We start from the raw sequence: 14153 nt of genomic DNA, 5'->3' as shown, positions 1-14153 counted from the left end.
TTCGATGGCATGCGGTGGTGGCGGATACCTGCTCGAACGCCTTCACACGCCTGCGCGCTCGAGCAGTCGATGCACTGCGGCCGGGATCGTGCGGGCGACCAAGTCGATATCGGGCGCGCCGTCGTAATCGCCGGTGATGCCGAAGTTCAGGGTGCCCGCATAGCTCAGCATGGCGATGCCGATGCGTAAGCGCATCGCGATCGGGGCGAACGGAAACACTTCGAGGACGTCGGCGCCGAACAGGTGCTGTGTCTGCGTCGGTCCCGGCACGTTCGTGGCCAGGGCTGCGACACCCTGCTGCGGGTAGCGCAGCGCTGTCTTCACCACCCATGCCAGCGGCGCGAACGGCACGAGCCCGGCCGCGGAGATGAGCATCCGGCCCGCACCCGACTCGCCGCCGCTCTTGAGGCTGTCCATCTGCTCGCGCACCGCGGTGTACTGATCCAGCGGATCCTCGCGATCGACCGGGAGAGCGGGCAACATCAGCGACACCCGGTTGTCCAACTTCCCCGAGGCGCGCGCCGACCGCGTGGAGACAGGGGTGAGCACACGCGCGGAGTCCGGCCCCGGCTGCTCGCCGCGCGCCAGCAGGACGGCGCGCAGTGCCGCGGTGACCGCTGTCAGCGCCACGTCGTTGACCGTGCCGCCCAACACTTTCCGCACCCGGTCGATCTCGTCGAGCCCGACGCGGGCGACCGCGTAACGGCGCTGCCTGCCGATCGGCCCGTTCAGCGACGAGCCGCGACGCGGCGGGGCGAGCACGCTCTGCAGCAATGGCGCCATCCCGCGCGCGGTACGGATCACCGCGCGCGGCGCCTGCGCCAACAGTCCGGGCGCTCGTAGGGGTAACTCCAGTCCACCGCGTAACAGGCGCTGCCAGTCCGCTGTCGTACCGTCCGCGCTCTCCGCGGGCGGCTCGCTCGCCCCGCTTCCCGCGGAGGCGGCGCCGGCATCCTCGGCAGGCGAGTCACAGAGGCTCCGCAGCAAGGAGACCCCGGAGACGCCGTCGACCAGGCTGTGATGAGCGGCCAGGATCACCGCCCAGCGGTCGCCCTCGAGTTGCTCGACGACGGTGAAGTGCCAGAGCGGGTGATCCCGGTCCAGCCGCCGCCCCATCGTGTTCGCCGTGAACTCCCACAGCGCGGCCTCGTCCCGCGGCCGGGGCAGCGCTGCCCACGTCAGGTGGTGTCCGAGATCGAACGCGGAATCGGGCACCCACACCGGCGCGGTGATGTCCCAGCGGCCACGCTGGATCTTCTGCCGCATTCGTGGATTCGCTTCGATGCGGCGCGCGAGCCGGCGTTCGAAGTCCGCGCGATCTCCCGGACTGCCCGCGAGAATCGCTACTACGCCGATGCGCGCGCTCACGTGCAGATCGGTGTCCTCCAGTTCGAGGAAACCCGCGTCGAGGGGGCCCAGTTCGCTCATCGTCTACTCTTTTCCACCAGTCCGACCAGGAACAGGCCGGTGACCGCGGCCATCACGGCGGCCATCAGCAAGCCGCCGAATACACCGATGACCGCCACCACGGCCGCCGCTTGTCCAGGCTGCCAGAGCGGACTGGTGAACGCGGTGAAGACGGTCAATCCTGCCAGCCATGCCAGGGCGTTCGCCGAGATCCAGCGCGCCGCACGGTCGGTGTGCGCGCGCAGGACCGCCCACTGCGCCACCCCGATGGACAGCAGAATCACCAGTCCGCCCACCCCGAATCCCGCCACCTGCGCCCCCCGCGCCCATCCGGAGAGTCCGTCGGTGACGACGAACAACGCACCCACCGACCAGGCGACCAGTGCCCCCAGGACGGTCGCGATGATCCAGCGCGAACTCCGCAATCCCGGCAGCGCCGGTCGCAGCGCCCGAGCTTGGAACCAGCCCAGTGTCGCGCCCTCCACCGCTCCCGCCACGAGCAGCGCGCCGGCGGCGAGCAGGTCGACGCGATCCACGACCAGCGCGCCCACCACCGAAGGTGTCAGGAAACCGAGGAGCTCCCCGACCGTCACCAGAGCGAACCACCGGCGCCACAGCCGTTTTCCCGACAGGATCGCGACGCTGTCGCCGGCGGGTATCGCATCGGACGGAGGGGGGAGCGGCCACGGGGAATCCTGCGGAATCGTCCGATTGCCGGTGTCGGCGCTGTGCGGCATGCCATCGATGATCCGCTACGGCGGCGTTTCGGTACAGATGCGCGGAGGTACAGCATGCAGACCAGATCCCGACCGGGAAGGATCGACCAGATGCAGGTACGGATCGTCTACGAATCGATGTTCGGCAACACCGCCGAGGTGGCCGAAGCCATAGCCCAGGGTTTCGACGGGCGCGCCGAGGTGCAGGTGATGGGCGTGGTCGCGGCCTCGGAGTTGCCCGACCTTCCGGTGGATCTGCTGATCGTCGGTGGCCCCACCCATGCCTTCGGCCTCAGTCGCGCCCGCACCCGCTTGGATGCCGCCGGGCAGACCGACGAACCGGTCGAGACGGAGATCGGCATCCGCGAGTGGTTGCAGGACGCGTCCCCCGCTCCCGAGGGGGCACGCGCCGCGGCGTTCGGCACCAAGGTCGGCAAGCCGCCATGGCTGCCGGGTTCGGCGGCACGGGGAATCGGCAAACGGCTGAAAGCACTGGGATATCAGCTGACCGACGATCCGCAGGACTTCTTCGTCGCCGGAACGCCAGGGCCTGTGGTCGACGGCGAGATCGATCGGGCCCGAGCCTGGGGGGAACATCTCGCGGCCACCGAAATGCAGGCGGCGGAAGCTGCCCGGAGACCGGAGGTCGAAGGATAGCGCCCGCTCACGCCCCTGAGCCGGTCACCGCCCGATAGGCCTCGATCGCGGTGGGTAACGTCGGGTACAGATGCTCCGCTCCGATGCGGGCCGTGAGTCCGAACGCGTCCAGCGCGGAACGCAGATCCTGCTTCACCCGCGCCATCGCGAAGGTGATACCCCGCTCGGTCAATTCGCCGCGCAACTGTTCCACCGCGTCCAAGGCGGTCAGATCCACCTCCACGTTCGCCTCGACGTTGAGCACGAACCAGCGCACCGGGACTCCGTCTCGCTCGGTCTGCTGGTCGACAGCCGCCAGCGCGCGCCGCCGGAAGTCCTCGGCATTGGCGAAGCACAGCGGCGCGTCGTAGCGATAGATCACCAGCCCGGCGACAGGCTGCGCCAGCGAGTAGTCATCGATGTCGTGCATGCCCGCCAGCCCCGGCACGAAGCCGAGGATGGCGTCGTGGGCGCGCGCGACGCGCCGGAGCAGATCCAGGATCGACAGGGCGATCGCGACGAGCACGCCGTAGAGCACGCCGAGCGTCAGTACCGCCGACAATGTGGCCAGGGCCAGCACCAGCTCGCTGCGCCGGAACCGCCCGATCCGGCGCAGCTCGGGCAGGTCGATCAGCCGCAGCGCCGCGTAGATCACCAGCGCGGCCAGCGCCGCGGTCGGAAACACCGCGAGTACCCCTGACGCGCCGACCAGAACGATCAGCACCGTGCCGAGCGTGACAAGTGAGTAGAGCTGTGTCCTGGCATTCATCGCATCGGCGATGGTCGTGCGGCTTCCGCTGCAACTGACCGGAAAGCCCTGCAGCGCCCCGGCGGCCAGGTTGGTCGCGCCGAGGGCCGCCAGTTCGGCGTCGGCCTCGATGTGGCGACCGTGCCGAGAGGCGAACGCGCGGCCGGTGAGCGCGTTGTCGGAGAATGCGACCACGGCGATGCCCACGGCGGGCAGAACCAGCTGCACCAGGTCGGCCGGATCGACCGCCGCGAAACCCGGGGTGGGGATGCCCGCGGGCACCGGCCCGACCGTCTCGATGCCATAGCGTCGCAACGAGAACACGGTGACCACCGCACCGGCGAGCAGTACCGCCAGCAGCGGCCCGGGCAGCTTCGGCAACCACCGCGCCGCCGCCAGCAACGCGACCAGCACGCACAGAGCCAATGCGGCGGTCGGCGGATGCCAGCGCTCCAGATTCTGTGCGAACGAGCGCAACTGGGCCGGGATGGTCTCGCCGTCCACCGGCACACCGGTCGCCCCGCCGAGTTGCCCGACGATCATGATGCCCGCGGTGCCGGCCAGATAACCGACGAGCACCGGCTTGGACAGCAGGTCGGCCAGCACCCCGAGCCCGCCCAGGGCCGCGAGCAGGCAGAGCACGCCAACGACCACGGCGAGCATCGCGGCCAGCGCCGCGTATCGAGCGGGGTCACCCGCCGCCAGCGGCGCGAGCGCGACCGCGGTCATCAGCGCGGTGGTCGACTCCGGGCCGACCGACAGCTGACGCGAGGTTCCGAACAGCACGTACACGGCCAGCGGGCCCAGCGCGGCCCACAGGCCGACGACCGGCGGCAGTCCGGCGACAGTCGCGTACGCCATCACCTGCGGCACCAGATACGCCGCGACCGTGACGCCCGCCAGCACGTCCGCGCGCAACCAGGCGCGCTGGTACCCCTGTAACTGCCGCAGACCGGGAAACACACGCACCGACTTCACCCGGGCATTGTGCGTCACCTACGACCGACTCCGTGTCCTCGGATGGTCGCCGGCCGAGTATTCAGTCGGCGCGCACCGTCGTCGTGGGTTCCCGCGGCCCTTGATCGAGCCGGAAGGGCGGGTATTCGTCGCGCATCAGCGCCGCGTAGGTGAGCACGCGGTAGAACCAGCGATCGATGCCGAGCACGAAGTCGAACACCGACCGCGGGTATCGGCCGGTGAACAGCAATATCACCGCCGCGATCAAAACCAGGATGCCGAGCAGCGGGATGCTCAGCATCGAGCCGCCGCCGTCCTCGGAGCGGAAGCTCGGTCCGCTCGCTGTCATCGCGGCCACGACCAGGTAGTGCGGGATGGCCAGCAGCCACCATTTCACCAGGACTTTCCACCGCGACAACCGTTGCGGGTAGGCCACCTGCAGGTCGGCGGGGTACTCGACCGATCCGAGGGTGAACGGCGGATAGCGGTCGGTGCCGAGCGCGGCGTAGCTGTAGAACTGGACCCGCCAATTCCAGCGCATGACCCCCACATTGAAATCGAAGATCGCACGCGGGTAGCGGCCGGTGAACAGAATGACCACCCCCGCGGCCAGTGTCAGTGCGGAGAAGGCGATCCACAGGAAGAACAGCACGATGTAGTGGGGGATCGCGAGCAGCCACTTGATCAGCCACAGCCAGCGAGACAGCGGCGGGTCGAGGTCACCCCTCAGGGACAACGGATAACCGGACTCGTATTCGGTATCCATGGACAGCACCTCATTCCGGTGTTCGTCGGTCCGAATCGGGTAGACGCCGATCAACCGAGTATGGCGGAAATGGAGGGCCAGTGATCCCATCTCGAGCGCAGCGCCGACAGAGTCGACGTTTGCGAGCCGCTCTCACCGGAACGTCGGGTTTCGTCGCCTTCTGGGCCTTCGCCGGGGCGGTCGGTCTCGCGGGCGGCGGCGCGGACCCTGGCAGCGAGGTCACAGCACGGTTGCCGTTCCGCAGCCCGGTGTTCGCGGGGGCGGCGCTTGCCGCGCTGGTCGGTATTCCGATGACCGCGACCGCGGTGCTGGCGGGCCGGTCACGATCGCTGGCCGGCCCGGTGGGCGTCGGCAGCGGTCTGCTGCTGACGGGATGGGTCACCGTCCAGCCGTTCATCATCGGCCGTTTCCATTGGCTGCAGCCGACGTTCGGCGCGCTCGGCCTCGGCACGGCCGTGCTGGCCAGGCGCGTGTGGAACGAGGACGGCCCGACCTGGCTCGACGATGTCACCCCACCAGTGCGGTACTCACGGTGAGGTACACCAGGATCGACAGCAGATCCTGCACGACCGTTGCCAGCGGCCCGGAGCCGAAAGCCGGGTCCACCCCGAACTTCGACATCGCCCACGGCAACGCCATGGCGACGATCACCGCTACCGAACACGCGGCGAACAACGACAGCGACACCGCCGCCGACACCTGGCTCTGGTGCCACATCAGCAACGTCACCGGATAGGACATCAGGGCGATCAGTACCCCGATCGTCAGCCCCGTCATGATCTCCCGTGTCACGATCCGCTCGACGCCGATGCCGACGGACAGGCCACGGATGACGACCGCCTCGGTCTGGGTTCCGACAGCGTCGGCCAGGTAGACGATGCCGGGGATGAAGAACGCGACCAGCACCTGGCGCTCCAGTTGCGCTTGGAAGGCGTCCATCAGGCCCGCGGACACCATCGCGCCGAGCAATCCCACCATGAGCCAGGGCAGCCGATGCCACAGCCGCCGCCCCACACTCTCGGTACTCGCCGTCCGCGCGCCCGCCGCCGACTTCAGATAACCGGACAGCCGCGCGACATCCTCGTCGTGCTCCTCGAGCAGGACCGCGAGCAGACGGTGCGGTGGGATGACGCCCTGGAAGTTGCCCGCCGCGTCGACCACCACAAGAGCGGACTCGTCGTGGTGCAATGCCTTCCACAAGGCTCGTTCCTGATCCTGCTGCCCTGCCACGACCGGGAAGTCCGCGTCCATCAGCGAGGACATACGCGCGGAATCGTCCGCGGCCAGCAGGCTTTCGATCGTCACCACCCCGGTCGGTTTCCGCCCTGTGCACACCGCGACGATCCCCGCCTCGACATATCGCGGGCCGCGCATCCGCGCCAGCACCTCACCGACGGTGTCGTCCACACCCGCCACAGGCACATTCAAGCTGGCATGTGCGGCGGCCGTACCCACTGTCTGCAACAATCGATCCGAACCCACCGGCGCACCCTACCGCGCGAGCAGCCGACCTCGAGTCGCAGCGCTGACGGCGTCTCCGGCGCGGAATCGACCCCAGCTCGAGCACATTCCCGCACCGAATCCGGCCACGAAGAACGACGAGGAGCCCCAGATGGCGGTGGAGCAGACGATGCGGGCATGGCGGGTCGCCGCCCCGGGACCGGTCGACGGCGGACCCATGCGGTCGGGCATCGAACCGGTGCCCGCCCCGGCCGAGGGCGAGCTGCTGGTCCGTGTGCTGGCGTGCGGCGTGTGCCGGACCGATCTGCATGTCGTGGAGGGTGATCTGCCGGTGCACCGTGCCGGGGTGGTCCCCGGGCACGAGGTGGTCGCCGAGGTCGTCACCGGCGCGGACGGCTTCGCTCCCGGCGACCGGGTCGGCATCCCGTGGCTGCGCCACACCTGCGGCATCTGCCGGTACTGCCGTCGCGGCGCGGAGAACTTGTGCCCGAACTCCTTGTACACCGGCTGGGACGCCGACGGCGGATACGCCGAATACGCCACCGTGCCGGCGGATTTCGCGCTTCGGCTGCCCTCGGGATACAGCGACGAGGAACTGGCGCCGCTGCTGTGCGCGGGCATCATCGGTTTCCACGCGTTGGTGCGTGCCGAGGTGCCCGAAGGCGGGGTGCTGGGAATCTACGGTTTCGGCGGTAGCGCGCACCTCACCGCGCAGGTGGCCGCGGCGCGCGGCGCGCGGGTGCATGTGATGACCCGCGGGGCAGCCGCGCGCGAACTCGCCCTGGAACTGGGCGCGGCGTCGGCCCGAGAAGCCGCGGACCGCCCGCCGGAACCGTTGGACGCCGCGATCCTGTTCGCCCCGGCCGGCGAGCTGGTGCCGGTGGCGCTGGAAGCGCTCGACGCGGGCGGCACCCTGGCCTTGGCGGGCATCCACCTGACCGATACTCCGCCGCTGAACTACCAACGCCATCTGTTCCGCGAACGACAGATCCGCAGCGTCACCTCCAACACCCGCGCACAGGCCCGCGAGTTCCTCGCCTTCGCCGAGCAGCACCGCTTGCAGGTGCGAACCCACCGCTACCACCTCGACACCGCCGACAGAGCGCTGGGCGATCTCGCCCACGGCCGCTTCGACGGCGCCGCCGTCCTGGTGCCGTGAGCGCCTCGTGTCGCCCGGCATCCCCTCGTCACATCTGCCGTCGTACACACTGAGGACATGAGTGTCTCGACAGCAGACCAACTGGCGATCCAGCAGGTGATCGGCTTGCATGGGCATCTGAGCGACGCAGGCGCTTTCGACCGCTTCGGTGAAGTCTTCACCGACGACGTCATCTACGACCTCACCGCCTTCGACGCAGGCATCGTGCGCGGACATGTGGCACTGGCAGCTCTGGCACGCGAACTCGGCGACAGCAACCCGGTCGGCCACCACGTCACCAATGTGGTTCTCACGGGCGCGGAAGGCGACGTTGTCACAGCGATGTCCAAAGGGCTGGTGGTGTATGCCGAGGGCACGTGCGCCAGCGTCGTCTACCACGACATCCTCGAAAGAACCGCCGCCGGCTGGCGCATCGCCCGCCGCCGGGTCACTCCACGGCTGCGGCCGCTGCATCCCTGACCTGTGCGGCCCGCGTAGCCTGTGCACTGCATCGGGTCATCGGTAGCACTGGAAGGCAATCGTGGAGTTACATGCTTTTCCGATCATCGCGGCCGTGCTGGCGATAGCTGTCGCAGCCGGATCGATGGCCGTGCGGCTGCGGCAGCCGCTGATCGTCTCCTTCATCGGTGTCGGAATCCTGGTCGGGCCGCTGGGAACCGGCTGGGTTCAGGCCGACGACACGATCGAACTGCTCTCGCGTATGGGAATCGCGATCCTGCTCTTCCTCGTCGGTCTCCGGCTGGATTTGCATCTGATCCGCAGCACGGGCCGGGTGGCGCTTGTCACCGGTCTCGTGCAGATCGCCTTGACCGCGATGGCCGGATATCTGATCGCCCTGGCCTTCGGGATGAGCTCGGTCACCGCCCTGTACGTCGGAGTCGCTCTCGCCTTCTCCTCGACGATCATCGTCGTCAAACTGCTTTCGGACAAACACGAGCTGGATCAGTTGCACGGCCGGGTCGCGGTCGGCATCCTGATCGTCCAAGACTTGGCCGTCGTCCTGGTGATGATCACGCTCACCGCTTTCGCGCAGCCCGCGGACGGCAATTCGCTGCTCGGTGTCGCCGTCATCCTCGGCAAGGGCGTCGGACTGCTGGCCGGAACCGGCTTCCTCATGCGTTTCGTGCTGCCCTGGCTGCTCGAACATGTGGCGCGATCGCAGGAACTGCTCGTACTCTTCGGCGTCGCGTATGCCGCCTCGGTCGCCGCAGTCAGCGAATGGCTCGGGTTCGGCACCGAGGTCGGCGCATTTCTGGCCGGTGTCTCGCTGGCCTCCACCCCGTACCGCGACGCACTCGGCGCCCGCATGGTGAGCCTGCGCGACTTCCTGCTTCTCTTCTTCTTCGTCGACCTGGGCGCCCGCCTCCAGTTCGACAACGTGATCGAGCAGATCGCCGAAGCTGTCGTGCTCTCGTTGTTCGTGCTTCTGGCCAAACCGCTCATCATTCTGGTCACCATGTCCGCACTGCGGTATCCGACGAGAGTCGGCCTCCCCACCGGCTTGACGATGGCCCAGATATCGGAGTTCTCGTTGATCCTCGCGGCGCTCGGCCTCGGGCTCGGGCATATCGACAGCGCGACGGTCAGCCTGATCACGGTCGTCGGGTTGATCACGATCACCGGTTCGACGTATCTGATCATGTACTCCCGCTGGATTCGCGACCGGCTCGAGCCTCGGTTCGCGATCTTGGACCGCACCCGCGGCTCGGTAGCGGCCGAACCCGACCCCGATACCGACACCGATGTGATCCTGTACGGCCTCGGCCGATTCGGCCGCCATCTGGCAGAGCGGCTGAACCTACGGGGAATCCGCGTCCTGGTGGTCGATTTCGATCCACATCGGATCGCGACCACGGTTCCCGACGGGGTGACGGCGGTATTCGGGAGCGCCGAGGACGTCGACCTGCTCAACGCCCTGCCCCTGGCGCGCACCCGCTGTGTCGTGAGTGCCATTCCGGTGGTGAGCACCAATCTGGCGTTGCTGCACAACCTGCGCCATCACGGCTATGCCGGCCCGGTCGTGCTGACCGCGCACACCCTGCGCGACGCCGGTCTGCTGCGCGAGGCGGGAGTCGCCGTGGTGCTGGAACCGTTCACGACGGCGGCGGCCACCACCGCCGACACTCTGCACGAGTTGCTCAGGCGACTAGAAGAGGACTGACGGCCGACATTTTCATTGCCAGCAACTCTATTGTGCACAACTGAATTTTGCGCTACAGTTCGGTCATGGCCGAACTGTCGACGCTCGATCAGCAGCTGTGTTTCCAGCTGTACTCCGCATCTCGCGCCATGACCGCGATCTACCGGCCCAAGCTGGACGAGATGGGCATCACATACCCGCAGTACCTGGTGATGCTCACCCTGTGGGAGCGCGACGGTCGCACGGTGCGCGACCTGGGGGAGGAGCTGGCCTTGGACTCGGGCACGCTCTCCCCGCTGCTGAAGCGGCTGGAGGCCACCGGACTGGTGGAACGATCCCGCTCGGCCACCGACGAGCGTCGCGTGGAGGTTCGGCTCACCGAACGCGGAAGCGCATTGCGCGAGCGGGCATGCAGCCTTCCCGAGGAAATCTTCGAAGCCGCCGGGCTCGAGCTCGAGGAAGCGATCGCGCTGCGCGACACGCTGGCACGCATGAGACGGGCGATGGACGCCCGCATCGAATCGGGAAGGAACCGATCATGAACGTTCTCTACACCACCGAAGCGCTCGCCACCGGCGACGGCCGCGACGGCCGCGTCCGCTCCGACGACGGCCGGATCGATCTCGGCCTGGCCGTGCCCAAGCGGATGGGCGGCAGCGGCGAGGGTGCCAATCCCGAGCAGCTGTTCGCCGCGGGCTACGCCGCCTGCTTCCACTCCGCGCTGCGCCTGGTCGCCCGCCAGGCGAAGGCGAACGTCGACGATTCCTCGGTCGGCGCCTCGGTCGGCATCGGCGCCACCGACACGGGCGGTTTCGGACTGCAGGTGACCCTGGAGGTCACGTTGCCCCACGTCTCGCGCGAACAGGCCCAGAGCTTGGCCGACCAAGCCCATCAGGTGTGCCCGTACTCGAACGCCACCCGCGGCAATATCGACGTCCGCGTGCTGGTCGCCGACGACTGATCACCGATCGCCGGGCGCCGTCCGTCGATGCGATCATCGGCGGGCGGCCCGGTTCACCCGAGTCAGCACGCTGTGCAGTTCTTCGAGTTCGTCGAGACCGACGCCCAGCTTCTCGACCACCGCGGGCGGGATCTTCTCCGCTTCGACCCGTAGCGCCCTTCCGGTGGGGGTGAGATCGATGACGAGGTTGCGCTCGTCACGGGGATCGCGGGTGCGGGTGATGTAGTCCAGCGCTTCGAGACGTTTGAGCAGTGGCGACAGCGTCGGCGAATCCAGTTGCAGCAGTTCGCCGATCTCCTTGACCGAGAGCGGAGCGTCACCCCACAGCGTGAGCATCACCAGATACTGCGGATGGGTGAGTTTCATCGGCTCGAGCAGTGGCCGATAGACCGACAGCACGGCGCGGTTGGCCACCGCCAGCGCGAAGCACACCTGCCGCTCCAGTCGCAGCGGATCATCGATCGCGCTGCCCATACGCACCTCCTCGAGAAATGTCGATCAGACGTTCCGATTGTGGTCGGCACCCGGATCGTGCGACCCGCCGGGGCGCCCGCCGCGCCAATTAGATCGTGCGTTAACTATTATTGCACGATGCGTTATCGTGCAACTAGAAGAGGTGAGCTACCCTCCGCCGGTCCGAGCCGAACCGGGGGAGGCCGAAGGGAGCAGGCAATGCACGCGCGAACGACACCGACCTTTGTGCAACAGGTCCGCTACATCTGCGGCGCGACTCTGCCGCCCGCCATGACGGACTGGGTGGTCGCCGACCTCACCGGCCCCGGAGCGGTACGCCGCTACCTGCTGCGCTTCCTGCTGCCGGTGATCCCGCCGCTGTGTCTGTTCCTGCTGCTCCCCGGACCGCTGTGGATGCAGTTGTCCATGATGGCGCTGCTGTACCTGCCGCACGTCTACTTCACGGTCGCGCTGCTCAACGTCTACCGCAGGCATCGCCTGGTCAAGCACGGTCTCGATCCGGAACTCGCCAACCAGGACGAGCTCCGACGCCGCGACGAAGAACGGCTGTCGTACGAACGCCGATTCGGCAGGGTCTAGGCATCACCTGATCACCGGTGCGTCCTTCTCGGAGCCGGTTCGTCTGAGGAAGCGGACTCTCATCCACCCGGATGTGAGCACGGCTCTTCCGAGAGGAACCCTCCGATGACCATCCATTTGTCCGACCACCTCGCCCACCATGCCGGGGGTGCGCGATGACCGCCCCGGCCGTCGTGGTCGAAGATCTGCACGTCGCCTATGGCAGAACGTGGGCGCTCGACGGTGTCGATCTGGAAGCCGCCGCGGGGACGACGCTCGGGGTGCTCGGCCACAACGGCGCAGGCAAGACCACCCTGATCCGAGCCCTCACCACCCTGGTGCGGCCGACCATCGGCCGCGTGGAGATCGACGGCCTCGACGTGGCCGCCGACGCCGGTGCGGTTCGCCGCCGGATCGGGGTGACCGGTCAATATGCCGGGCTCGACGAGTTCCTGACTGCCCGTGAGAATCTGGAGCTGGTCGGTCGCCTGGCCGGGTTGCGCCGCACAGCCGGACCACGTGCCGACGCGCTGATCGACCGGCTCGGGTTGCACGAGTACGCGGCCCGGCGGGTCGGCGAGCTGTCCGGCGGTTCCCGCCGCCGCGTCGACCTGGCCGCCGGCCTGGTCGGTGACCCGTCGGTGCTCTTTCTCGACGAGCCGACCACCGGTCTGGATCCCCTCGCCCGCGCCGGACTGTGGGACGTCGTCGACGAACTCACCGCCGCAGGTACCACCGTCGTGCTCACCACCCAGTACCTCGAGGAAGCCGACCGGCTCGCCGACCACATCGTCGTCCTGAACCGCGGCCGGGTCGCGGCCCGCGGCACCCCCACCGAGCTGAAACGAATCCTCGGCGGCAAGGTCGTGCACGCCACCGTGCCCTCCCGCCAGCTCGCGGATCTGCCGTTCACCTCGGACACCGAACGAGTCGACGGCACGCGGGTGCGGGTGTCGGTGACCGTCGACGACGCCACCACGGCGACCGCGCTGGTCGCCGATCTCCACCGAGGCGGCATCGAGGTCGTCGACCTGGATGTGACCTCCCCGAGCCTCGATGACGTCTTCACTCACCTCGCCCACACGGCAGGAGTCCACCGATGACCCACACCACAACCGCGATCGGGCGTTTCCCGATCGCAGACCAGCTCGCCGCCCTGACCGCCCGGAACCTGCGTACCAGCGCCCGCGTCCCGCAACTGCTGATGTTCTCGCTGACCATGCCGATGGCGATGCTCGTGCTGTTCAGCCAGGTGTTCCGCAGCGTCACCGCCGGACCCGATTTCCCGGCCGGGGTCAGCTACATCGACTTCCTCACCCCGGCCATGCTCGCCGTCTCCACCGTGATGGCAGGCACCAACGCGGGCGTCTCCGCCGCGATCGATCACACCAACGGCCTGCACGACCGGTTCGCGGCCCTGCCGATGCGGGCGATGTTGCCCGGAATGGCTCGCACTGTCAACGAAGCGGTCTTCACCCTCGCCCGCGCCGCACTGCTCGGAATCGCCGCGGTACTGCTGGGATTCGAATTCCACGGCACTGCCGTCGATGCCGTCGCGGCGGTCGTGGTGCTGGTGGTGCTCGCCGGGGCGATGAGTGCGCTGTTCGGATTGATCGGAGACCGGCTGCGTCGCCCGGACGTGGTTCAGTTCGCCGGAATGATGGTGATGATGCCGCTGATGTTCGTCTCGAGCGCGTTCGCGCCGATCGAAACCACGCCCGGCTGGATGCAGGCCGTGGCCACGGCGAATCCGGTCGCGCACGCCATCGACGCTCTGCGCGGGCATGTGCTCGGCACCGCCACCGCCGCGGACACCGCCGCGGCTCTGGTCGCGGCGATCGGACTGTGGGCCGCGGTCGCCGCTGTGCCGGTACTCACCCGCCTGGTTCGGCCGGCGCGCGGCCGCTGAACAGCGCAGCAACCGGCCCCGCCCTTCGCCTCGAGCGAAGGGCGGGGCCGTTGGTTGATCGCAGGCTGTTCGTGGGGGACCGGGCACGCCGCCGGTATGGTTGTTACTTCGGCGGATCGGCCCGATGGGGGCATCGACGGTGCTCAGACAGCGGTGTCGAGGAGCTGCAGTTCCTCGGCCACGATCAGATCGACCTCTTCACTGGTCGAATCCGACAACAGGTGTGTGGTCAGCATGATCACACCTCCTCTCCGCGCTCGA

General features: G+C 68.3%; 16 protein-coding genes and 1 pseudogene. 10 read left to right on the top strand and 7 right to left on the bottom strand.

Going from position 1 to position 14153, the window contains the following annotated elements; all coding sequences use genetic code 11:
* Positions 1 to 42: 42 nt before the first annotated feature.
* Entirely contained in the window at positions 43 to 1428 is a 1386-nt protein-coding gene (locus NS3_RS10035) for a wax ester/triacylglycerol synthase family O-acyltransferase (RefSeq protein WP_067857213.1), read from the bottom strand.
* Positions 1425 to 2144, bottom strand: a complete 720-nt coding sequence (locus tag NS3_RS10030) for a hypothetical protein (protein ID WP_245649547.1) — start codon at positions 2142 to 2144, stop codon at positions 1425 to 1427. Before NS3_RS10030 ends, NS3_RS10035 begins: the two co-directional genes overlap by 4 nt.
* A gap of 90 nt (positions 2145 to 2234) precedes the next feature.
* Between NS3_RS10030 and NS3_RS10025 the strand changes: the two genes are divergently transcribed.
* Positions 2235 to 2780 (top strand): flavodoxin family protein, encoded by a 546-nt coding sequence (locus NS3_RS10025; protein ID WP_067857211.1) that lies wholly within the window; start codon positions 2235 to 2237, stop codon positions 2778 to 2780.
* Between the two features lie 7 nt (positions 2781 to 2787).
* Here NS3_RS10025 and NS3_RS10020 read toward each other — a convergent pair whose 3' ends face one another.
* The 3 genes and pseudogenes from NS3_RS10020 to NS3_RS30650 form a co-directional block, all read right to left on the bottom strand.
* Positions 2788 to 4476: a SulP family inorganic anion transporter gene (locus tag NS3_RS10020; RefSeq protein WP_067857588.1), complete on the bottom strand. Its 1689-nt coding sequence runs from the start codon at positions 4474 to 4476 to the stop codon at positions 2788 to 2790.
* A 70-nt stretch (positions 4477 to 4546) separates the two neighbouring features.
* Positions 4547 to 4765 (bottom strand): DUF4389 domain-containing protein, encoded by a 219-nt coding sequence (locus NS3_RS30655; protein ID WP_444980675.1) that lies wholly within the window; start codon positions 4763 to 4765, stop codon positions 4547 to 4549.
* Between the two features lie 53 nt (positions 4766 to 4818).
* Positions 4819 to 5206, bottom strand: a pseudogene (locus NS3_RS30650) (DUF4389 domain-containing protein); the annotation flags it as partial.
* Between the two features lie 143 nt (positions 5207 to 5349).
* Here NS3_RS30650 and NS3_RS10010 point away from each other — a divergent pair.
* Entirely contained in the window at positions 5350 to 5766 is a 417-nt protein-coding gene (locus NS3_RS10010) for a hypothetical protein (RefSeq protein WP_067857209.1), read from the top strand.
* Here NS3_RS10010 and NS3_RS10005 read toward each other — a convergent pair.
* Positions 5738 to 6712, bottom strand: coding sequence for a magnesium transporter (locus tag NS3_RS10005; protein WP_067857208.1), 975 nt, complete (start codon positions 6710 to 6712; stop codon positions 5738 to 5740). The two genes, NS3_RS10010 and NS3_RS10005, sit on opposite strands and share 29 nt — an antisense overlap.
* 148 nt (positions 6713 to 6860) lie before the next feature.
* On the opposite strand from NS3_RS10005, the gene NS3_RS10000 reads away from it, so the two are divergent.
* From NS3_RS10000 to NS3_RS09980, 5 genes are all read left to right on the top strand, one after another.
* On the top strand, positions 6861 to 7850 hold the full coding sequence (locus NS3_RS10000; RefSeq protein WP_218018217.1) for a zinc-binding alcohol dehydrogenase family protein: 990 nt from the start codon (positions 6861 to 6863) through the stop codon (positions 7848 to 7850).
* A gap of 57 nt (positions 7851 to 7907) precedes the next feature.
* Positions 7908 to 8309 (top strand): nuclear transport factor 2 family protein, encoded by a 402-nt coding sequence (locus NS3_RS09995; protein WP_067857204.1) that lies wholly within the window; start codon positions 7908 to 7910, stop codon positions 8307 to 8309.
* A 61-nt stretch (positions 8310 to 8370) separates the two neighbouring features.
* Complete coding sequence (locus NS3_RS09990) at positions 8371 to 10011, top strand: cation:proton antiporter (protein ID WP_067857201.1); 1641 nt, start codon at positions 8371 to 8373, stop codon at positions 10009 to 10011.
* A gap of 65 nt (positions 10012 to 10076) precedes the next feature.
* On the top strand, positions 10077 to 10532 hold the full coding sequence (locus NS3_RS09985; RefSeq protein WP_067857193.1) for a MarR family winged helix-turn-helix transcriptional regulator: 456 nt from the start codon (positions 10077 to 10079) through the stop codon (positions 10530 to 10532).
* Entirely contained in the window at positions 10529 to 10951 is a 423-nt protein-coding gene (locus NS3_RS09980; protein ID WP_067857191.1) for an organic hydroperoxide resistance protein, read from the top strand. The genes NS3_RS09985 and NS3_RS09980 overlap by 4 nt, the downstream gene beginning before the upstream one ends.
* 33 nt (positions 10952 to 10984) lie before the next feature.
* Here NS3_RS09980 and NS3_RS09975 read toward each other — a convergent pair whose 3' ends face one another.
* Complete coding sequence (locus NS3_RS09975) at positions 10985 to 11425, bottom strand: MarR family winged helix-turn-helix transcriptional regulator (protein WP_067857188.1); 441 nt, start codon at positions 11423 to 11425, stop codon at positions 10985 to 10987.
* Between the two features lie 198 nt (positions 11426 to 11623).
* Between NS3_RS09975 and NS3_RS09970 the strand changes: the two genes are divergently transcribed.
* The 3 genes from NS3_RS09970 (at position 11624) to NS3_RS09960 (ending at position 13892) form a co-directional block, all read left to right on the top strand.
* Positions 11624 to 12004 carry a DUF5313 family protein gene (locus NS3_RS09970; RefSeq protein ID WP_067857185.1) on the top strand — a complete coding sequence of 127 codons (381 nt, stop codon included), beginning with the start codon at positions 11624 to 11626 and terminating at the stop codon, positions 12002 to 12004.
* Positions 12005 to 12159: 155 nt separating this feature from the next.
* Complete coding sequence (locus tag NS3_RS09965) at positions 12160 to 13086, top strand: ABC transporter ATP-binding protein (RefSeq protein ID WP_067857182.1); 927 nt, start codon at positions 12160 to 12162, stop codon at positions 13084 to 13086.
* Positions 13083 to 13892: an ABC transporter permease gene (locus NS3_RS09960; RefSeq protein ID WP_067857179.1), complete on the top strand. Its 810-nt coding sequence runs from the start codon at positions 13083 to 13085 to the stop codon at positions 13890 to 13892. The genes NS3_RS09965 and NS3_RS09960 overlap by 4 nt, the downstream gene beginning before the upstream one ends.
* The last annotated feature ends 261 nt before the right edge of the window (positions 13893 to 14153 follow it).

Origin of the sequence: Nocardia shimofusensis NBRC 100134 (assembly GCF_001613125.1) — a bacterium.
GTDB classification, from domain to species: domain Bacteria; phylum Actinomycetota; class Actinomycetes; order Mycobacteriales; family Mycobacteriaceae; genus Nocardia; species Nocardia shimofusensis.
Note: the sequence above shows the minus strand (reverse complement) of the source record. Positions and strands in the feature narration are given on the sequence as shown.